General features: G+C 41.4%; 16 protein-coding genes. 10 read left to right on the top strand and 6 right to left on the bottom strand.

Annotation, left to right across the window (positions count from 1 at the left end; translation table 11 throughout):
• The first annotated feature begins 102 nt into the window (after window positions 1-102).
• The 3 genes from rpoC (at window position 103) to A7P55_RS07035 (ending at window position 5569) form a co-directional block, all read left to right on the top strand.
• Entirely contained in the window at window positions 103-4296 is a 4194-nt protein-coding gene (rpoC, locus tag A7P55_RS07045; protein WP_171551594.1) for a DNA-directed RNA polymerase subunit beta', read from the top strand.
• 163 nt (window positions 4297-4459) lie between these two features.
• Window positions 4460-4825: a hypothetical protein gene (locus tag A7P55_RS07040; protein WP_005200545.1), complete on the top strand. Its 366-nt coding sequence runs from the start codon at window positions 4460-4462 to the stop codon at window positions 4823-4825.
• A 384-nt stretch (window positions 4826-5209) separates the two neighbouring features.
• Window positions 5210-5569 carry a YMGG-like glycine zipper-containing protein gene (locus A7P55_RS07035; RefSeq protein ID WP_004802240.1) on the top strand — a complete coding sequence of 120 codons (360 nt, stop codon included), beginning with the start codon at window positions 5210-5212 and terminating at the stop codon, window positions 5567-5569.
• Between the two features lie 62 nt (window positions 5570-5631).
• On the opposite strand, the gene A7P55_RS07030 is transcribed toward A7P55_RS07035, so the two are convergent.
• Window positions 5632-6117 (bottom strand): DUF4442 domain-containing protein, encoded by a 486-nt coding sequence (locus tag A7P55_RS07030; protein ID WP_171551675.1) that lies wholly within the window; start codon window positions 6115-6117, stop codon window positions 5632-5634.
• A 113-nt stretch (window positions 6118-6230) separates the two neighbouring features.
• Between A7P55_RS07030 and A7P55_RS07025 the strand changes: the two genes are divergently transcribed.
• The 5 genes from A7P55_RS07025 to htpG all read left to right on the top strand — a co-directional run bounded on the left by A7P55_RS07025 (window position 6231) and on the right by htpG (window position 12169).
• Window positions 6231-7106: an alpha/beta fold hydrolase gene (locus tag A7P55_RS07025; RefSeq protein WP_171551593.1), complete on the top strand. Its 876-nt coding sequence runs from the start codon at window positions 6231-6233 to the stop codon at window positions 7104-7106.
• A 121-nt stretch (window positions 7107-7227) separates the two neighbouring features.
• Window positions 7228-8649: a Na+/H+ antiporter family protein gene (locus A7P55_RS07020; protein WP_171551592.1), complete on the top strand. Its 1422-nt coding sequence runs from the start codon at window positions 7228-7230 to the stop codon at window positions 8647-8649.
• Window positions 8650-9067: 418 nt separating this feature from the next.
• On the top strand, window positions 9068-9652 hold the full coding sequence (locus tag A7P55_RS07015) for an OmpW family outer membrane protein (RefSeq protein ID WP_171551591.1): 585 nt from the start codon (window positions 9068-9070) through the stop codon (window positions 9650-9652).
• 132 nt (window positions 9653-9784) lie between these two features.
• The gene (locus A7P55_RS07010) at window positions 9785-10135 is read left to right on the top strand and encodes a hypothetical protein (RefSeq protein WP_171551590.1); all 351 of its coding nucleotides are present in this window, start codon (window positions 9785-9787) and stop codon (window positions 10133-10135) included.
• A 114-nt stretch (window positions 10136-10249) separates the two neighbouring features.
• Complete coding sequence (gene htpG, locus A7P55_RS07005) at window positions 10250-12169, top strand: molecular chaperone HtpG (protein WP_171551589.1); 1920 nt, start codon at window positions 10250-10252, stop codon at window positions 12167-12169.
• A 92-nt stretch (window positions 12170-12261) separates the two neighbouring features.
• Here htpG and A7P55_RS07000 read toward each other — a convergent pair whose 3' ends face one another.
• The 4 genes from A7P55_RS07000 to A7P55_RS06985 form a co-directional block, all read right to left on the bottom strand.
• Window positions 12262-13158, bottom strand: coding sequence for a selenocysteine synthase (locus A7P55_RS07000; RefSeq protein WP_171551588.1), 897 nt, complete (start codon window positions 13156-13158; stop codon window positions 12262-12264).
• A 134-nt stretch (window positions 13159-13292) separates the two neighbouring features.
• Window positions 13293-14411 (bottom strand): hypothetical protein, encoded by a 1119-nt coding sequence (locus tag A7P55_RS06995; protein WP_171551587.1) that lies wholly within the window; start codon window positions 14409-14411, stop codon window positions 13293-13295.
• A 226-nt stretch (window positions 14412-14637) separates the two neighbouring features.
• A complete protein-coding gene (locus A7P55_RS06990; RefSeq protein ID WP_171551586.1) occupies window positions 14638-16059 on the bottom strand; it encodes a hypothetical protein in 1422 nt (473 codons plus the stop codon).
• Window positions 16060-16649: 590 nt separating this feature from the next.
• Window positions 16650-17345: a DsbA family oxidoreductase gene (locus A7P55_RS06985; RefSeq protein ID WP_171551585.1), complete on the bottom strand. Its 696-nt coding sequence runs from the start codon at window positions 17343-17345 to the stop codon at window positions 16650-16652.
• A 177-nt stretch (window positions 17346-17522) separates the two neighbouring features.
• On the opposite strand from A7P55_RS06985, the gene A7P55_RS06980 reads away from it, so the two are divergent.
• Window positions 17523-18272 carry a hypothetical protein gene (locus A7P55_RS06980; protein ID WP_171551584.1) on the top strand — a complete coding sequence of 250 codons (750 nt, stop codon included), beginning with the start codon at window positions 17523-17525 and terminating at the stop codon, window positions 18270-18272.
• 56 nt (window positions 18273-18328) lie between these two features.
• Window positions 18329-20134, top strand: a complete 1806-nt coding sequence (locus A7P55_RS06975; RefSeq protein WP_171551583.1) for an ABC transporter ATP-binding protein — start codon at window positions 18329-18331, stop codon at window positions 20132-20134.
• A gap of 41 nt (window positions 20135-20175) precedes the next feature.
• Here the strand turns inward: A7P55_RS06975 and A7P55_RS06970 are convergent, their stop codons facing one another.
• Complete coding sequence (locus tag A7P55_RS06970; RefSeq protein WP_171551582.1) at window positions 20176-20874, bottom strand: hypothetical protein; 699 nt, start codon at window positions 20872-20874, stop codon at window positions 20176-20178.
• Between the last annotated feature and the right edge of the window lie 13 nt (window positions 20875-20887).

Genomic DNA, 20887 nt, shown 5'->3' with positions numbered 1-20887 from the left:
AACGGGGGATTTAGGGGGGATTATAGATTCCCAAATTTCAGTAAAAACAATATTTGTGACCCAGTCGGGTGAGCTTAGCTTCCCGACACACGGAGAAAAAAATTGAAAGACTTGCTCGATATCATGCGTAAGAAAACGGATTCAGAAGGTCATGCACCTGTTGAATTTGACCGTATCCGTATTGGTCTTGCGTCGCCAGAGATGATTAAGTCATGGTCTCACGGTGAAGTTAAAAAGCCTGAAACCATTAACTACCGTACTTTTAAACCTGAACGTGACGGTTTGTTCTGTGCCAAAATTTTTGGTCCAGTAAAAGATTACGAATGCTTGTGTGGTAAATACAAGCGTATGAAATATAAAGGCGTCATTTGTGAAAAATGTGGCGTTGAAGTAACAACTGCGAAAGTTCGTCGTGAACGTATGGGTCACATCGAGCTTGCTTCTCCAGTTGCACACATCTGGTTCTTGAAATCATTACCGAGCCGTATCGGTTTACTTCTTGATATGACATTACGTGATATCGAGCGCGTATTGTATTTTGAATCTTATGTTGTTACTGATCCTGGTATGACTCCGTTTGAAAAGTATCAACTTTTAACAGACGAAGAATACTACAATGCACTTGAAGAACACGGTGATGAATTCGCTGCGAAAATGGGTGCAGAGGCAATTCAGGATCTATTGAAAGATATCGATCTTGAAGCAGAGATTGCGCGTTTACGTGAAGAAATTCCTCAAACAACCTCTGAGACGAAACTTAAGAAATCGTCTAAGCGTTTGAAATTGATGGAAGCTTTTAACGATTCGAACAACAAGCCAGAATGGATGGTGATGAATGTACTGCCAGTACTTCCACCAGACTTACGTCCGCTTGTACCACTTGAAGGTGGTCGTTTCGCGACTTCTGACTTGAACGATTTATATCGTCGTGTGATTAACCGTAACAACCGTTTGAAGCGTCTTCTTGACCTTGCTGCACCAGACATTATCGTACGTAACGAAAAACGTATGTTACAAGAGTCTGTAGATGCATTGCTTGATAACGGTCGTCGTGGTCGTGCGATTACAGGTTCGAACAAACGTCCATTGAAATCTTTGGCAGATATGATCAAAGGTAAACAAGGTCGTTTCCGTCAAAACTTGTTAGGTAAGCGTGTTGACTATTCTGGTCGTTCGGTCATTACCGTTGGTCCTACTTTACGTCTTCACCAATGTGGTCTTCCGAAGAAGATGGCACTTGAGTTATTCAAGCCATTCATTTTCGCGAAACTACAAGCCTCTGGCCAAGCAACAACCATTAAAGCTGCGAAGAAAATGGTTGAGCGTGAGACGCCAGAAGTTTGGGACGTTCTTGCTTCTGTGATTCGTCAACATCCAGTCATGTTGAACCGTGCGCCAACACTTCACCGTTTAGGTCTTCAAGCATTTGAACCTATTCTGATTGAAGGTAAAGCGATCCGTCTTCACCCACTCGTTTGTGCTGCGTTTAACGCCGACTTTGATGGTGACCAAATGGCGGTACACGTTCCATTGACACTTGAAGCACAGTTAGAAGCGCGTGCGTTGATGATGTCGACCAACAACATCTTGTCACCTGCAAACGGTGAGCCAATCATCGTTCCTTCTCAAGACGTTGTCTTGGGTCTTTACTACATCACACGTGATGCGGTAAATGCCAAAGGTGAAGGCATGGTGTTTGCGGATACACACGAAGTTAACCGTGCGTTAGCGACGGGTAAAGTTGCGATCCATGCACGCGTAAAAGTACGTGTACACCAAACTGTAATCGATGAAAATGGTCAGCGCGAAAAGCAAACTATTATTGTTGATACAACACCAGGTCGTTGCTTGTTGTGGGAAGTGGTTCCACAAGGTTTAAGCTTTGAATCGATCAACCTTGAGATGACCAAGAAAAACATCTCTAAGTTAATCAACTCTTGCTACCGTAAATTGGGCTTAAAAGATACTGTTATCTTTGCTGACCAATTGATGTATTTGGGCTTCCGTCAAGCGACGCGTTCAGGTGTATCTGTAGGTATGGAAGACATGCTTATTCCACCAAATAAGCACACCATTATCGACAAAGCTGAAACTGAAGTTCGTGAAATCGAACAACAGTTTGAACAAGGCTTCGTAACTGCGGGTGAGCGCTATAACAAAGTGGTCGATATTTGGGCACGTACCAATGACCAAGTTGCGAAAGCAATGATGGACAACTTGTCTTATACACTTGTGAAGAACAAGCAAGGTGAAGACGAGAAACAGAAGTCATTTAACTCAATCTATATGATGTCTGACTCGGGTGCCCGTGGTAGTGCGGCGCAGATCCGTCAGCTTGCTGGTATGCGTGGTTTGATGGCTAAGCCAGATGGCTCGATCATTGAGACACCAATTAAAGCAAACTTCCGTGAAGGTTTGACGGTACTTCAGTACTTCATCTCAACACATGGTGCACGTAAAGGTTTGGCCGATACTGCATTGAAAACTGCGAACTCTGGTTACTTGACTCGTCGTCTTGTAGACGTAGCACAAGATTTAGTGATTACTGAATCTGATTGTGGTACAGCTGGTGGCTTGGTGATGACACCATTCATTCAAGGTGGTGACGTTATCGAACCATTACGCGATCGCGTATTAGGTCGTGTAACTGCTGAAGATGTACGTCGTGCATCTGATGATGAAGTGGTACTTCCACGCGGTACCTTAATTGACGAAAAAATTGCTGCTCAGCTTGAAGAAGCGGGTGTCGATGAAGTTAAAGTACGTTCAGTTATCGCATGTGAATCTACATTCGGTGTGTGTGCACGTTGTTACGGTCGTGACCTTGCACGCGGTCACTTGGTGAACCCAGGTGAATCTGTCGGTGTAATGGCTGCACAGTCAATTGGTGAACCAGGTACACAGTTAACAATGCGTACCTTCCACGTAGGTGGTGCTGCGAGCCGAACTTCTGCTGCAAACAGTGTGCAAGTCCGTAACAAAGGTACTGTACGTTTCCACAACGTGAAAACTGTACAACATGCTAAAGGTCACTTGGTGTCTGTTTCACGTTCAGGTGAAATTGGTATTGCGGATGACTTAGGCCGTGAGCGTGAGCGTTATAAACTTCCTTATGGTGCAAGCATCTTGTTGAAAGATGGTGAAGCTGTAGAAGCTGGCGGTATCGTAGCGACTTGGGATCCACATACACATCCATTGGTAACAGAAGTTGCTGGTAAAGCACGTTTCAGCCAAATCGCTGATGGCGTAACTGCAACATCTAAAACTGATGATGCAACAGGTATGACGACTGTTGAAATCTTGCCTGTAACAGCTCGTCCTGCTTCTGGTAAAGATTTACGTCCTGCAATCGTGTTAGATACAACCGATGGCGGCGAACAGTTCTACTTCTTACCACAAAACACGATCGTTACTGTCCGTGATGGCGCAACGATTGGTGTGGGTGATGTACTTGGTCGTGTACCACAAGAAACTTCACGTACCCGTGATATTACCGGTGGTCTTCCACGCGTAGCTGACTTGTTCGAAGCACGTAAGCCGAAAGAACATGCGATTCTTGCAGAAGTATCAGGAGTTGTAAGCTTCGGTAAAGAGACCAAAGGTAAGAACCGTTTAGTGATCAGTCCGGATGATGGCTCTGAGATTTATGAAGAGTTAATTCCAAAATGGCGTACGATCAACGTGTTCGAAGGTGAGCATGTGAACCGTGGCGAGACCATTTCTGATGGTCCACAAAACCCACATGACATCTTACGTTTGAAAGGCGAAGTTGCGTTAACGAACTACATCGTGAATGAAGTTCAAGACGTTTACCGTCTCCAAGGTGTAAAAATCAACGATAAACATATTGAAGTTGTTGTACGTCAAATGTTGCGTAAAGTTGATATCACTGATGGCGGCGATACAAGCTTCATCAAGGGTGAGCAAGTGGATTACATCCGCGTTGTTCAAGAGAACCAAGCTGTCTTGGCTCAGAACAAGTTCCCTGCGAAGTTTGAACGTCTGCTTATGGGTATTACCAAAGCATCGCTTTCTACAGACTCGTTCATTTCTGCTGCATCGTTCCAGGAAACAACACGTGTGTTAACTGAAGCTGCTGTAACAGGTAAAGAAGATGATTTACGTGGCTTGAAAGAAAACGTTGTTGTGGGTCGTTTGATCCCAGCAGGTACAGGTCTTGCGTATCACTTAGAGCGTCGTCGTCAAGAATCAGAAGCTGCTGAATTTGAACTTCATAACGATTTCAGTGAAGTTGACCAAGCATTTAGTCAAGCGTTGAACTCAGACCAGTTCTAAGTCTTAACGAATTAAAAAGGCACCTTCGGGTGCCTTTTTTTGTGGAAAAATACAGCAGTTGTTACAAAAACACATTACAGCATCAGTATTTGATTACTTAATCAAAGTAAACAGTTCATTAAACAATACTATCCTATGCACATCTGAGAGAGGAGTAGTACGAATGAAAAAAATGATGATGATTGCTGGTGTAGCTTTAATGTCTTCAACCTTGTTTGTTGGTTGCCAGAATGCGAGTCCAGAAAGCAAACGTATTGGTTCTGCTGCAATTGGTGGTGGCGCAGGCGGTGCGGTAGGTAAGCACGTTGGCGGTAATTTGGGCGCAGGTCTTGGTGCTGCAATTGGCGCGGGTGTTGCTGCGAATGCCAAAGGCTCAAATAGTAAAAATACCAGAAACAGTGCGATCGGTGCTGGCTTAGGTGCGGTGATTGGTGGTGCAGTATTGGGTGGTGACTCTGGTGCTGCGGTAGGCGGCGCATTGGGTGGTAGTGCTGGATCTGCTTATGGTGAGAAAAAAGGCAAATACTAAGCCTGAGCTTAAACTTGCTGATGACAGTGCTGCCGATTTAACGATTTAAATCAGGTTATTTCTATCGCTGTCATTTTAAAAGCGCCTCTCTCAGTGATGAAACTAAGATTGCTGAGAGAGCTTTAAGCAGAAATATTTAGTATTTATCTAGTCTATTTGCTATTTTTTAAGCATTCTGAATACACCAAATTTTTAATTCAGTATATCCAAATTATTTCTACTTTTATGTATTTCCCAGTGCTAAGCCGCTTTAATTGGCTGGAGCCGACCATCTACCTTTACAAAATATCAATCGATTGGGACATAGCGATAACACAATGTGATCAAATTTCCCATAAAAGAAGATTATGCTTTTCTATAGAACGTATAGAAGTGAGTATAGTCATGAAAAAAACAATTGGTTTAGTTTCAACTTTAGTGTTGTCGGCGGTAATGTTCACGGGCTGTCAAAATATGAGTGCCGCTGATCAGCGTATTGGTACAGCAGCCCTTGGTGGTGCTGTCGGTGGCGGTCTAGGTAACCATGTTGGTGGCGGATTAGGTGCGGGTGTTGGTGCAGCTGCGGGTGCGGGTGTAGGTGCCAATGCGAAAGGCGCGAATAGCAGCTCTACCACCAGTAGTGCGATTGGTGCTGGTATAGGTTCTGTGGTGGGTAAAGCAATCTTTGGTGGTGACTCAGGCGCTGCAATTGGTGGTGCAATTGGTGGTGGTGCTGGTGCCGCAATCCAAGAGAAAAAGAGATAATTTTTGATCATCAGATTTAAAAATGCCTGCAAATGATTGCAGGCATTTTTATGTGAATGGAGCTAAGCACTGGCTTTGGGTTTTTTACGACGGATATACAGAACCTTTTCGACTTCTGCGATTCGTGTTCCTGCATCATCCACAATATTTAATGTGTAATGGCGTAGAACAGGCTCATGGTTCTCAGCCAACTTCTTGATTTCAATGATTTCATCGCGACTCAGTTGAATCTCAGCATACACTGTATTACGCCCCGGTGAGAGAAAATTAATGGTGGCACTTTTATCCCAGACAATATATTTATGCCCTAAATGATGAATTAGAATCAGCATATAAAAGGGATCGACCATCGAATATAGACTACCGCCAAAATGTGTTCCGACAATATTTCGATTACGTCGAGTCAGGGGCATTTTGACTCGAATGTAATAATCATCCAGATCAATGGTTTCAATCTCAATGCCTGCACCGCGATAAGGTGAGTAATGATTCAGCATAAATTTGGATATCGCGGGAATGGTTCGAATTTTTTTGAAAAAGTCTTTCATGGTCAATTTTTTTTCTTGCAACTCTATTCATACTCCATAAGTATCATTTTTATTGCATCGCTGGCAATGGCTGTTTTATGAACAGCCGATAGAAAACAAAATGGGAAAAAATTATGCAAGCACAAGTCAAAACAGTCACAACATCGGATCAGCAAACACTATGTGTCAAAATATGGGGAGATGAGAAAAAAACGCCTTTGGTTTTAGTGCATGGCTATCCTGATAATCAGGAAGTGTGGGAACCCATCATTGAAAACCTGGTCAATGAATACTATGTGGTGACTTATGATGTGCGTGGTGCAGGTCTGTCTTCGATTCCTAAACGCATAAAAGATTATCGTCTGCCACGTTTGTCATTGGACCTTCAAGAAGTGGTTGATGCTGTGATCCCAGGCCGTAACTTTCATATGGCAGCGCACGATTGGGGCTCGTTACAATCTTGGGAATCTGCGACTGAACCAAAATTAAAAGGTCGCTTATTATCTTATACGACGATTTCAGGTCCTTGTTTAGATCATGCTTCTTTGTATCTGCGTGAAAAATTTAAATCAGCACCAAGCAATGTATTAAAAATGCTGACCAAATCTTGGTATATCGGTGCTTTCCATTTACCTTTAGTTGCACCAACGGTATGGACATTTTTTAGTCCTGAGAAATGGGGCAAGATCTTAAGTGGTTTGGAAAAGAAGAAAGATTTACCTCTGAATGCCAATATTGTGGCGGATGGTAAATACGGTATTAACCTGTATCGCGCCAATTTTATTCCTTCATTGACTCAACCACGTCAACGCTATGCGCAATGCCCTGTACAAGCGATCGTGTTACAGCGTGATGCTTTTGTGAGTCCAGAGTACATTACGGAATCGATGCCAAAATGGGTGGAAAAATTTGAGTATGTTGAACTCGATGCCAACCATTGGGCAGTATTGAGTCAGCCAGAAAAAATTGCTGAACTGATCCGTCAATTCGTGCAACGCCAAGCTGCTTAATGCTTTAGTGGATTTATTAAGCTAAAAATCACTTGAGATGCAGCACAATTCGGCGATATTTTCAGCTTCATGATCATGAATCTGCTAGAATATCGCCTTTTCTTTGCTCCTGAATTTGTTCATGAATGCTGTCGTAATTGCGATTGCCGTGATGTTTATCTTGTCACTGGCACGAGTTTCTGTTGTTCTCACTTTGGTGATTTCAGCCATTATTGGAGGCTTGGTCGCTGGTCTAAGTCTTTCTCAAACTGTAGAAGCATTTAATGCTGGCTTGGGCGATGGTGCTGAAGTTGCTTTGGCTTATGCAGTATTAGGTGCATTTGCATTGGCACTTTCAAAGTCTGGATTACCAGATTTACTGGCGCATAAACTGATTGGTTTATTAGGAATGGAAGCAGGTAAAAATCAACAGAAAAAAGTGAAATATCTGTTATTAACCATTCTGCTGATTGCTGCAATCTTCTCTCAAAACCTGATTCCTGTACATATCGCGTTTATTCCAGTCTTGGTTCCACCGTTATTAAAAGTGATGAATCATTTAAAGCTGGATCGACGTGCGGCAGCATGTGTGATGACGTTGGGTTTGGTGGGAACCTATATTTTCCTGCCTGTTGGTTTCGGCGCGATCTTCCTTGAACAGATTCTGATGGGCAATATCAACAAGATTGGCGCAGCTTACGGCTTGCATGTGGAACGGGGCATGATGCCAATCGGTATGGCGATTCCAGTCTTAGGGATGGTCATCGGTACTTTAGTTGCGGTATTTATTAGCTATCGTAAGCCACGTATTTATGTGGATCGTTCAATTACGCCAGTCAAAACCATTGACCTAGATAAGCCACTGAAAGTGACTACCCAAGCAGAATATGATCTCAAAACTGATGCTGAAGAGCTTAAACAAGAAGCTGAGAATGTACCGTATATCTCCAAGAAAACCATGTTTATGGCGGTGCTGGCGATTGCTTTAACCTTGGTGGCGCAGTTGTACTCAGGTTCCATGATTCTCGGTGGTTTGGTGGGTTTTGCAGTGCTATCAGCATCAGGTATCTTTAAATGGCAAGATGCTGATGACGTATTTGTACAAGGGATGCGTATGATGGCGCTTGTGGGCTTTATCATGATCTCTGCAGCAGGTTTTGCCTCAGTCATGACCCATACAGGTGATATCACGCATCTGGTCAATGGTGTGGTACATATCATTGGTGATAACCATGCCCTTGCTGCATTCTTAATGCTGTTTATTGGCTTATTTGTCACGATTGGTATTGGTTCATCCTTCTCAAGTGTGCCTGTACTGGCCGTGATTTATGTTCCTTTGTGCGTACAGTTCGGCTTCTCACCATTGGCAACGATTGCTTTAATTGGTACTGCTGCGGCATTAGGTGATGCGGGTTCACCTGCATCTGATTCGACCTTAGGACCTACAGCTGGTTTAGGTGTAGATGGTCAACATGATCACATTTGGGATACGGTTGTGCCGACTTTTATACATTTTAATATCCCATTGCTTATTTTTGGCTGGATTGCCGCAATGATTTTATAATGAAAATGGCTCGTTAAGAGCCATTTTTTTATGCATAATTATTTTAGTAATTAAAATATAAAAAATACCAGTATTTGACATTTTTTGTCTCTTTTTTAATCTAATTTTATAATGTATTTTTAATATTAAGTTTTGCGTAATTATATTTTTAAATTCATCTAAATAGAATTTTTCTAAAAACTTTATTTAATATTTTTCATTAGAGTATTCTGATCAAAATACTAGGTTTTATAGTGGTTTAAGTAGACTAGAATGGTCTGAATTAATGAATATTACATATTTTAACAATTATATTTTATTAATATTCAATATATTACAAAATAGATTTAAAAGGTCGGAATTAATAAGTATTGCATAATGTAAAAACCCGTGCCTATTATGTTGAACAAGAACATAAATTGTTAAAGAGGTTGTTTAAATGTTAAAGAAAGTATTGGTTGTTGCATTATTGGGGTTATCTTCAACTGCATTTGCAGGGGGTTTTCAAGTTAAAGTGGGTGCGAGTGTTATTAACCCGACTGCGGATACAACGTTGGCTCCAGGTGCAACGGTTAAAGGTGATGGTGAGTTTGCATTTACACCGTCAGTTGAATATTTTTTTGGTGAAACACCGTTCTCAGCGGAATTATTATTAGCAACTCCAATTAACCATGACGTATTATTAAATGGTGAAAAAGTTGCTAGTGTTCGTCAATTACCACCTACGATTACAGCAAAATATAATTTCAAAAATTCAACTCGCTTTACACCTTACATCGGTGTGGGTGGTACAGCCTTCATTCCGTGGAATGAAAAGGGCGTAGCGAAAGATGTGAAAGAAGCATTTGGCTTTGCTGGTCAGCTGGGTTTTAACTTCCAACCTGCAGATGCTAAAAACTGGGGTGTTTATGTCGATGTTCGTTATGCAGACATTAGTCCAGAAGTGACCTTGGTGGATGGTACTAAGTTTGATTTAGATCTCAATCCAGTGGTGTATACATTAGGCTATAGCTACAAATTCTAAGTCAGTGAATGATTGAAGAACCTCACCATGTGTGAGGTTTTTTTTGCAATTTGAATATAAAACCGATACAGGCTTCAACACTTGAGTTTTGTATGCTGAGACATAAGCTTAAATAAAAGTGAATGATTCATGATGAAAAAATTGATAACGACGGCATTATTACTAATACCCTTATTATTTTTGTCCCAAGCTCAGGCAGCCAGTTTCTCTTGTCAGGCTGCCAAGCTAAAAGCTGAGCAGCAGATCTGCAATGACCGCAGTTTAAACGATGCCGATGTAAAACTTGCGACGACCTACCAAATTATTCTGCATGCTTTACCTATGGGGGGGCGTGATGCAGAGAAAGATCAACAATTTAAATGGCTAAAACAACGTAATTCCTGTGCTGCCAATAGCCCTTGTCTGAAGCGTGCTTATGCACAAAGACAGCAACAGTTAGATCAACTTCTACAAACACGCGTCTTGAGCCAAGGCCCATTCTAATTGTAACTTTTGTGCGATTTTTAGCTTAAAAATAAGCATCAAGGATTGAAAAATCCAAGATATGCACCATTCATAAATCATTCCAAAGATATAAGCACAGATAAGGAGTGATTTATGAGTGAGCAAGTCGCACAGAATTATAGTTTCCAAGCTGAGGTTGCTCAGTTATTGCATTTAGTGACCCATTCACTGTATTCCAACCCTGAAATTTTCTTACGTGAATTGATTTCAAATGCATCAGATGCTTGCGATAAGTTACGTTTTGAAGGGATTAATCACCCTGAATATTATGAAAATGATCCAGATTTACGTGTTCGCGTCAGTCTAGATAAAGACCATAAAACCTTAACTATTTCAGATAATGGGATAGGTCTGAGCCAGCAAGAAGCCATTGATAACTTAGGGACCATTGCAAAGTCAGGTACCAAAGACTTTATGTCTAAGCTGACAGGTGACCAAAAGTCAGATGCCCAGTTGATTGGTCAGTTTGGTGTTGGTTTCTACTCAGGTTTTATTGTTGCCGATAAAATTACCGTTGAATCGCGTCGTGCAGGGCTGGATGCAGCTGAAGCTGTGCGTTGGATTAGTGGTGGTACAGGTGAGTTTGAAGTTCAAACGATTGAGAAAGCAACGCGTGGTACTGACATCATCTTGCATTTACGTGATGATGCACTGGATTATTTAGAGTCGTGGAAAGTTAAACAAATCATCAATAAATATTCTGATCACATCAGCCTGCCAATCGAAATGCAAAAAGAAGTGTGGCAAGAGGAAGAGGTCGCTGAAGGTGAAGAACCGAAAGGCGGTCAAATGGTGAAGACTGATGAATGGGAAGCGATTAACTCTGCCAGTGCGTTATGGACGCGTAACAAGAGTGAAATCACTGATGAGCAATACATCGAGTTTTATAAAAACCTGAGCCACGATTTTGCAGAACCTTTGGCGTGGGCGCATAATCGTGTCGAAGGTAGCACCGAATATACCCAGTTACTGTATATTCCAAGTCAGGCCAAACAGGATTTATTTACTCGAGAAGCAAAAGCAGGCATCAAGCTGTATGTAAAACGCGTATTTATCTTGGATGAAGCTGATAATCTGATTCCAAATTATTTACGTTTTGTTCAAGGTGTGGTCGACAGTGCGGATTTACCGCTGAACGTCAGCCGTGAACTTTTACAAGAAAGCCGTGATGTGAAAACTATTCGTGAAGGTAATGCGCGCCGTGTATTGACCTTACTGGATGGTTTAGCAAAATCGGAAGATGAGAAAGACCAAGATAAATTTAAAACCTTCTACACTGAATTTGGCTCAGTATTGAAAGAAGGTTTAGGTGAAGACACGGGCAATCGTGAACGTATCTTAAAATTATTGCGTTATGCAACTTCAAATCATGATGAGATCAGTACTTCTTTTGCTGATTATAAGTCACGCATGAAAGAAGGGCAGAAAGCGATTTATTATGTGACTGCGGATAATTTAACGGCTGCGAAAAATTCGCCACAACTTGAAGTGTTCAAGAAAAAAGGCATTGAAGTGTTACTGATGGCGGACCGTGTTGACGAGTGGGCCATGAACTTTGTATTTGAGTTCGATGGTACGCCATTGCAGAACGTATCTAAAGGCGCAGTCGATCTTGGTGATCTACAAGATGCTGAAGAGAAAAAGGCCTTAGAGCAAGCGGCTGAACAGTTTAAGCCTGTGGTGGATCGTTTAAGTACATCGTTAAAAGACAAAACCAAAGAAGTTCGTGTGACCACGCGTTTGGTGGATTCTCCTGCATGCTTAGTCACCAGTGAAGGGGAGCTTTCACCACAGCTGATTCGTATGTTGAAGCAAGCAGGGCAAGCTGTTCCTGAAATTAAGCCTACTTTGGAAATCAATCCTGAGCATCCGTTGGTGAAAAAATTAGAGAACTCAGCGCAGTTTGATGATTTGGCCAATGTGATCTTTGATCAGGCTGTGATTGCAGAAGGTGGCTTACCAGAAGATCCAGCAGCTTATGTTAAACGTATTAATAGCTTGTTATTGAAATAAGTGTTTTGATCACAAAAAACCTCTGCTTAGGCGGAGGTTTTTTATGTGTATGGATAACTTTAAAGTTATCCACAGTTATGTTGTTATTTTCATCAGAAGTTCGCTTCAAAGCTCATTTGATAGCTGAAATGATTGTCCTGTTTATCGGCAGGAACATTTAAATAATTCAGATCATTTTGCATATACAGCCAGTTACGCCAAATCGGACGTTTCCAAGAAAAATAAGGTCCCCATTGATTGACGCGAAGTTCTTTCTTTTCATAATCACCTTCACTGACAATGCCATAGCTGAGGTTGTCTTTGGAGAGAAAATGCAGTTTTTGGAAAGTCCGATTACGCCAAGTGTAGTCTTCATCTTGGGTCTTCGACAGATTGAATTGAGTCGAAAATAGTGCTTGTTGCTGAAACTTCTGGGTTAAATTTAGATTGGTTTCGGCATAGTTTTTACTGCTTGAGCCATAACGAAAGATTTGCGCCGTATCCAGATTCAGTCCTGAATGTAAGTCCCATTGCTTCTTGGCAAGAAATTGCACATAAATATCAGTATTGGAGTTCGAACCTAAGTCCAGATCATTGTTAAAGGGTAACCAGCTTGAAATCGTACTCCAACTCGCGCTGACGGGATTGGGCGTATTGATATTTTTATGCGATGGGTGCTTGCTGGTTTTACCAAGCTTTTTTAGGGGTGGCGGCTGTTGTGCACGTTGCCATAATGAGTCTTCACCAAAAACGGCCATCAATTCCTGGCTTAGTTGTGCATCACTAAGCTGATCTTCAGGTCTTTCTGTTGCAACATTACAAGTAAGCGTTTTTTTAGCTTGCATTTGAGTGTGAGGATGCCAAGTCTTTTGATCTAAAAATACATGTGATGCGCGGGTGAAATGCCTGCTGAGCGGTAAGAACATTGGAAAGAAGGGTGTAAGTAGCTCACCGAGGCAAAGATTGCCTACAATCAATAAATACACAGCCAAAGCGTATCGTTGATCCATGTTAAAGTGAAGAAAAATAAAAGAAAACAAGCATAGCAGTTTAAGCTTAATCATTTATTTACTGGACTTAATTTTTTTAAAGAAAAATGCCCAATCGGAATTCCAACTGGGCATCATGCCAGATCATTTCAGTACTAGAATAAAGTCTCGAGCCGAACGAATGTACTCACAAAATGATTACGGTCCTCTCGATGATCATTAAAATAATTCAGATCGCCTTGTACATAGAACCATTCACGCCAAAGCGGTTGTCGCCAGGACACAAAAGGTCCCCAACTGTTTAAGCGGAGTTCATCTTTGTTGTAATAGCCACCGGTATAAATGCCATAATTGAAGTTGTTATGCGCAAAGAACTGGTGTTGACGGAAAAGACGGTTATCCCACCATAGGTCATCATCCTGTTTATCCGCGTAGGTCAAACTGAACTGATTGGAGATAAAGGGTTGATTTGGACGCGCGTGGATCAACTCTAAATTGGTGCGCAGATAATTTTCACTTTTGCTGCCATAGCGATAAATTTGTTCTGCATTAAAGCGGAAATCATTGCGTAGATCCCAATGTTTTTCCGCTCTTAGACGGGCATAAATATCACTGCCTGAACGAATACCAAGGTCAGCATCAGTTTCAAAAGGCAGCTTCTTGGAAAAATTTGACCAACGTAAGGCTAAGGAGCCGTTACTGTCTCGGGTTTGTTTGGAGTCAAACTTTTTATCCGGATCTGAATTGGGCTGGTTATTGGTATTGGCAACATTATTTTTAAACTCATCGTCTAAAGAGTCATCCCCAAATACCACGCTGACTTTTTTCTCTAAGGTTGGTAATTTAATTTTACCGCGAATACGTGGCTTAACTTCATAACCATCATGCTCATTCCAGTAGTTATCTAGCATCACCCGAATGGTGGCTGAGGCCGGATTTTCAGGATCGACATCACCAAACCAATCATCAATTTTGACTGAAGTACGATCCGCCCACTCGCGGATGCTGCGTTGCTTTTTATCCGCCCAAGTTTTGTCTTCAGTTTCGGCAGTCGCTGGGACCGTGGATTGATTGGATTGCGCGGGAAAGATCGTTGGCGTGGCATCGACCCAGCGTGGAATATAGTCTAGGGCATTTTCAGCATTATCTGCTACAGTTTGGGTCTGCTGCTTTTGAGCATTGGTTTCTGCATTTGCAACACTTAAAGAGCCAATTGACAGTGTGAGCAAAGCAAAAAAGATACGCGATGGCACCATTTGCTGTAAATTATTCATAATAAAGACTTATATATTGTTCTTATGTTAACTTTTGATGATTAAGGCAATAAAATCAAGTATTAGAAACAAAAAACAGCAATTTAGCTGTATAAAAATGCTAGAAATCATAAGGGCTTAGTGAAATAAAAGTAGACTAGCTGATCCAAATCCTTTTGGAAAAAACAGCCAATAGTCGAGTTACAGCATAAGACTGCCTGAATTAAAAAGTATAGCTATGCCTTGTTTAAGATGATTCAGGCAGAGCGCTATTTTCGAGTGCCTGATACAGGTCATGTACCGAAATGGGTTGCGGTAAACGGCTAATGACTTGACGAATCAACTGCCATGTATAGCCATCGGTACGATCGAGTAATAGATATGGATAGGCTTGATCTTCATTGGACAGCTTCACACGTTCTAAGCCATGGATGACACGTATTTTTTGTCGCTCTCGTAGCAAAATCACGGGCGTAAAGAAGGTCGCAGCAGTTTCATCGAAGGGAATGAATTTCTGTATGTTAATAAAGGATGCCGGAATATATGGATAGACACGTTGATCACGCTGCCAGACCAAAGTGCCATTCATGATGCACTCATTAAACAAGGTCTCATGTTGATGATAATGTTGTTTAAAATTATTCCAGCTGGTTTGATGAATAGAACTGGTTCGAGTATGACGTTGATCGGTATAGGCCTGTAAAATCGTGGTTGCATATTCAACACTATGCGTTCCGACTAAGACCACGTAATGTGAAAATTGGCCTTGTGCATAAAGTTGCTCAGCAATAAAAATTTGTGCTGACCCCCAAAGTGGTTGTGCTTCATTCTCAGCTTTGAGATAGAGCCAATCAATTTTTATATTCTGATCTATCTCGTTATGCAGATCGACCCGATATAGCGATGGAAAGGTGCGTGCATCAATCCGCTCCAATCTACAGAGTAAGCCATCTAAACTAAAATCATTCAATGCCAATGGTTTGGCTTTGTTAAGATGTGCAGAAGCAACAGGACTTTGTCTAAAACTTGGTTTGACACGTGCTGTGGCTTGAGCAGAAGGTGTGATCTGAGCCGGTTGAATTTTTTCTTGAATAATGGCATTGAGTTGCGACTGAAACTGAGCTGTTTGTTCCTTAATAATAGATAGGCTATCTTTATTTGCAGCTTTTTCAGCATCATCAGCTTGAATGGGGTCTAATATTGGGATTAAATTCTGTAATTCGTCGTCTGTTTTAACATACTCATTGGCATGACTCTGTAACCATTGTAAGGCATCTTTAGATGAGTTGAGCCAAGGGCTTTTCAGGAATGAAAGTGCAGGGCGAATCACCCAAACTTGCCAATGCTGTGCTTGACGTAATGCGGCCCAGCCCATATCTGCCGAAGCAAACAAGGCATTTTCTACGCGTCCCATAAAGTTATAAGTACCGCGGTAAGTCAAGGTGTAGCCATAAAGCGCTAAGTCATCGGCAGAGAATTCTTCATTCAGAATAAATTCTTTAAATGGGCTGAGCTGATCCTGAAAGTGAGGATCGTCGCAAGATGCGCAAATGTCTTTGATGCGTTGTTTTGACTTCGCAATTTCAAAAAGTGATGTTTTATCATCATTCAGCCCGTCGACGAGGGTTTTGAGCTCATCAACCAAGAGTGCTTTCTCTAATACGTCCATCGATTGTTTCCTTAGAGATAGGCTTGAGCCTGTTTTTAAATCATGAATTAGGACAAAGTGACAGCAATTTCAAACAGGTTGTAATCAGTTATAGTCGATAAAGTATGCTGTCTTATACGTGTGACAAGTACTTTGATCTTCGGATCTATTTGTAATTTGACCTATGTTAAAAGAGATCGCCACACAACATTTTCATCACAAAAGATTGTCACTTTATGACGATTATAGAAGAAAAGGAGGTAAAATCTATAGCGGTCAAGTTAGTATAAAATCTCATTTACGTATTCTAAATCGAGATATAGATCATGGTTTCTCTTTGAAAATAAAAACATTTTAAAATAATGAATCGAATAAATAGATCATAAGATAAAAAATTATCTATAAATTTATGGATGAGTTGTGATCACTTTCACATATCTATTGGTGAAAAGCTCAGCAAATGAAAATATGTCATTATTGAAATAATCATGACTGTCGATAAACGGTATTTATTCAAAGATAAAAGACTGAAACCAAAGGGGAATGTGAAAATTTAAAGATTAAAAACCGCTTTCATACAGAGGTGAAAACGGTTTTAGGCTTAATCCAGCTTAAGGCTTAATTTCGCATTGATCATCATGACATTGAGCTGCATCGGTTTGCTCAATTTCCTCAGTTGATTCTGACTGTGCTTGCTGCATCGCCTGTAAGAAAATCTCACGAGGTTGAGCACCTGAAAGTGCCAGTTTTTGATCAAAGACAAAGAATGGTACGCCAGTCACTTTGAGTTGTTCATGGGCAATTTGCTCATCATGACGCACAAAATCTGCAAGTTCATCCGAGTCCAGTACATATTCCACTTCGGCATTGTCTAGACCGATACGTGAGGCAATTTCTTCAACCACTTCACGCTCACCAATCGCCAGACCTTCGGTCATGTAAGCATGGAAGAATGCTTCTTTCGCTTCATTTCCTAAACCTTTACTTTGTGCAAGGTGAATAATGCGGTGTGCATTGAAGCTATTGCCTGAATTGGCTTTCTGCCATTGAAAGTCGATACCTTCTACTGCGGCCATGGCTGCAACATTACGTTCCATTTCTTCCATTTCAGCATAACTACGACCATACTTTTTGGCTAAGCGTTCAGTATTTGAGGTGTCGTGTTTAGCAGGTGCATTTGGATCCAGTTCAAAGCTATGCCAGTGAATTTCCAGCTCAATACCAGCCTCCTCAGCCACATGTTCAAGACGTTTTTTACCGATATAACAAAACGGACAGACTACATCTGACCAAATATCTACACGCATGGTGGATCTCTTCAATTCTCGTTAAACAGATAATAGGGGCGAACGTGTAGAATTTAAAGCGATGAAAATGTAATGCTCCGTTACGAGAAGTGAAATAAAAAGGACTATAACTGCATGTGTTTTATCAATTAAACTCAGATTCAGAACATAAAAAATATAATGATACTTGGAGGCAATATGCGCCGTTTTTTAATCTTTGTGGCTGTTGTAGTCCTTTGTATTGGTTCATTTTTCTTTTATCAGCATAGCCTGAAACAGCGTGCCATCAATAATCAGCAGATGTTTGAGGTGGTTATGTCTGAGAAAATGCGCGAACTTTATGATCAGGCACAAGACTGGTCGACGCCTGTGCAACTAGATATTCATGATGATCGCTTATCTGGCGATTATAAATTGATGTCTGAGTTTCTACTGAACTACTGGATGCAAAATGTAGAAGCGCGTAATCATTATTTACGTGAACTCAAAGCCGCCAATTGGGATACCTTTTTAGATGTTGAGCGTTTGGATCAGGACCGTAAGCAGAACTATAAGGACACGGAGCAGATGTTTGTGCAGGTGCGTAAAGCATCCGCTGAATATGAGCAGGCACGGCAACAAATCCAGACCAGTGCTATGCAGCAGGCAAAAAGTCTGGCAATCCAGAATGAAATGAGAAGTTCGCTCCAAGCCAAATTGGAGAATAATCTGAAAGCAGATAAAGCGCATGATATTTTCCCAATCGAGCAGCAAATCATTGAAAAAGCACAGGCCATGTTCGATATGCTGAAGAAATATCAGTGGCAGAGGAAGGATAAAATGATCTTGTTCCGCGAGACGGTTCAAGTGAAAAAATTCAACGCACTCTATCAAGATGTGTTAAAGCTGAATGCCAAGATGGAGAAGATTAAACAGAATAATGCGGAGGTTTTAGAAGAAGAGCTGTAATCAAGATCGATCAGGTAGTTTTCAGTGTAGGCATCGAAGAGGTAGACCTCAACACTATGAATTTATGGCAGCTGTTTCATAAAGTAAAACCATTTGTGCTCCCCTATAAGTGGCTGGTTGCAGTGACTTTGGTGCTGACCTTGATTGGCGCATTAACCGCACAAGTGAATGCACTGACTTTGCAATATGCAGTCGATCAGATCAATGCGGTGGTTGAGTCAGGGCAGGGCTTAAATGCAGGCTGGCATATTCTACTTACCATCAGTGTGATTTTATTGAGCAAAGAAGTGCTGAATATTTTTCTTCAGTTTGGACAAAAGTTTTTTGGCGAGAAATTACGGATTTTGATCTCACAGGATGTGGCGCAGTCGATCATCGTGAAGTTTCTACAATACCGTCTGGCCTTTTTTACCCAAGATGATAACCAAGCAGGGAAATTACAGACTCGGATTGATCGGGGGATTGGTTCGATTACCCGGTTGGTGCAAATCTTCTTTATTGATATTTTTCCCTTGTTTAGCAGTGCCATCATTGCCCTGTGTCTGATGTTCTATGCCAATTTCTGGATTGGCTTGGTGGCGCTGAGTATTGTGCCAATTTATTTCTGGATTACCTTTAAACAAGCACAAAAACTCAGTGGCACACGACGTAATTTACGTGATGGTCGAGAACGTAAAAGTCAGGGCACTTTAAGTATTATTCAGTCGATCACGGTGATTAAGTCCTTTAACCGTGAGCAAATTGAGGCAGAAAAACAACTGACCTTACAAAAACAACTGACCGATGACCAGATGCGAACCCGTCAACTCAGTTTTCTATTTGATGGCTTAAAAACCTTTATTGAACAGATCGGCGTGGTCTTTATTATTATTTTAACGGCTTATTTTGTTCTGGTCGGTGATATGAGCATTGGTATGATCATGTTTCATATTCTGTTATTCAACAATGTTTCAGCACCGATTCGCTCGCTACATCGCATCTATGATGAAGTGAATGATGCGATGATTTATGCAGAAAGCTTTTTCAAAATTTTAGAAGCTGATGATGAAATTGAAACTTCTGGAGAACTGAAACCACAACCCCTGACAGGCAAGTTTGAACTTAAGCAGGTGAACTTTTTCTATCCGAACGGTTTCCATGCGCTGAAAGACATCAACCTCACCATACAACCCAATAAAATTACGGCCTTGGTGGGCTTGTCTGGTGCGGGTAAATCAACGTTGATCAGCTTACTGGACAAATTCTATTTACCGCAGTCTGGTGAGATTCTACTGAATGGCTCTTCGTTAACGGAAATTGATACCCAATATCTACGTGATCATATTGGTTTAGTTCTGCAAAAGAATCATATTTTTCAGGGTACGATTGAGGAGAATATCCGTTACGGCAAGATGGAGGCAACACAGGATGAAATTATCCTTGCGGCGAAGAAAGCCTCGATTCATGAGCAGATTCTAAAATTACCATTGGCCTATCAATCTGATGCGTTATTACTCTCTGGTGGACAGCAACAGCGTATTGCGATTGCCCGCATGTTCCTGAAAAACCCACCGATTATTTTTCTGGATGAACCGACGGCAAGTCTGGATGCCATTGCAACCGAACAGATCAAGCATAGTCTGGATGAGATCAAGCAGGGGCGGACGGTGATTATCATTTCACATAGCTTGTCACAGATTATTGATGCCGATTATACCTATGTGATGCAGGATGGCAGGATCGTGGAACATGGTGAGCACCATCAGCTTTATCAGCAACAAGGGGTGTATAAAGATATCTTTGATGCGATGGCCAAGAGTCTCAATATCGAAAAAATTTCCAAGACTTTTGAGGGAGATGATGAAGAGGAAACTCATAGTTAGCTACTCTTCATCATGCGATTTGAAATGGTTTTAGCTCAGGATTAATCAAAAATCTTATCTGCGGCTTGGAACGGCAGGCTTACCACATCAATCGCGACTGCAAAAGGCAAAAGCACCAGTTTTTCGAGAGGATTTAAGCCTGATTTGGATTTATAGCTTTCCTCTTTCTGAGTATAAATGGTGACTTGATAGGGTTTACTTAATGCCTTTAACGAGCTGAGATTATTCGCCGCAGGATAGACCACACCTGCAAGCTTGATATCAAAACAGAAGCGTTGTGCCTGCATACGCTCATCACTGGAGGAAGAACATTCTTTGGCACCATTTTCAATAAAAAACTCAAGGTCTTTCTTGCTTAAGTCTTCTTTGAGTTTCACATAGGAAAGCGGCAAAGTACCTGAAAAATGACCATCATTTTTTTCGGAATAGAAATTGAGATCACGGGTGATTTGAATATTTTTAGGATCAAGCTTACTGATCAGCGTAACGAACTGAGTCCCGCCCTGAGTGAGGATATAACTTTTTTGTTGGCCTGCAATCACGATGCTGTCTTTAGGCAAGTTGGTAGCATTTTGTGCAGGTCGGCCAAAAGCCACCACATTGTCTTCAATCAAAGTTACTTTTGTGGTTCGAGTATAGCTTCGATTGTCTTTCTTGATCAGGGTTGAGGTGGCACAACCTGTTGCGAGTACCGTGATTGCGCATAGGCTGATGAGGGTTTTAATCGGTGGTGTTAACATCCGTGTACTCCTG

It is taken from the genome of Acinetobacter sp. Ac_5812 (genome assembly GCF_013072695.1).
In the GTDB taxonomy this organism is placed as follows: domain Bacteria; phylum Pseudomonadota; class Gammaproteobacteria; order Pseudomonadales; family Moraxellaceae; genus Acinetobacter.
The sequence above is the reverse complement of the archived record's forward strand: the minus strand, read 5'-3'. Positions and strand labels throughout refer to the sequence as shown.

Coding starts and splice junctions, on each gene's coding strand:
- A7P55_RS07040 (WP_005200545.1), top strand. CDS start 4,460: ATGAAAAAAATGATGATGATTGCTGGTGTAGCTTTAATGTCTTCAACC.
- A7P55_RS07035 (WP_004802240.1), top strand. CDS start 5,210: ATGAAAAAAACAATTGGTTTAGTTTCAACTTTAGTGTTGTCGGCGGTA.
- A7P55_RS07030 (WP_171551675.1), bottom strand. CDS start 6,117: ATGAAAGACTTTTTCAAAAAAATTCGAACCATTCCCGCGATATCCAAA.
- A7P55_RS07025 (WP_171551593.1), top strand. CDS start 6,231: ATGCAAGCACAAGTCAAAACAGTCACAACATCGGATCAGCAAACACTA.
- A7P55_RS07020 (WP_171551592.1), top strand. CDS start 7,228: ATGAATGCTGTCGTAATTGCGATTGCCGTGATGTTTATCTTGTCACTG.
- A7P55_RS07015 (WP_171551591.1), top strand. CDS start 9,068: ATGTTAAAGAAAGTATTGGTTGTTGCATTATTGGGGTTATCTTCAACT.
- A7P55_RS07010 (WP_171551590.1), top strand. CDS start 9,785: ATGAAAAAATTGATAACGACGGCATTATTACTAATACCCTTATTATTT.
- htpG (WP_171551589.1), top strand. CDS start 10,250: ATGAGTGAGCAAGTCGCACAGAATTATAGTTTCCAAGCTGAGGTTGCT.
- A7P55_RS07000 (WP_171551588.1), bottom strand. CDS start 13,158: ATGGATCAACGATACGCTTTGGCTGTGTATTTATTGATTGTAGGCAAT.
- A7P55_RS06995 (WP_171551587.1), bottom strand. CDS start 14,411: ATGAATAATTTACAGCAAATGGTGCCATCGCGTATCTTTTTTGCTTTG.
- A7P55_RS06990 (WP_171551586.1), bottom strand. CDS start 16,059: ATGGACGTATTAGAGAAAGCACTCTTGGTTGATGAGCTCAAAACCCTC.
- A7P55_RS06985 (WP_171551585.1), bottom strand. CDS start 17,345: ATGCGTGTAGATATTTGGTCAGATGTAGTCTGTCCGTTTTGTTATATC.
- A7P55_RS06980 (WP_171551584.1), top strand. CDS start 17,523: ATGCGCCGTTTTTTAATCTTTGTGGCTGTTGTAGTCCTTTGTATTGGT.
- A7P55_RS06975 (WP_171551583.1), top strand. CDS start 18,329: ATGAATTTATGGCAGCTGTTTCATAAAGTAAAACCATTTGTGCTCCCC.
- A7P55_RS06970 (WP_171551582.1), bottom strand. CDS start 20,874: ATGTTAACACCACCGATTAAAACCCTCATCAGCCTATGCGCAATCACG.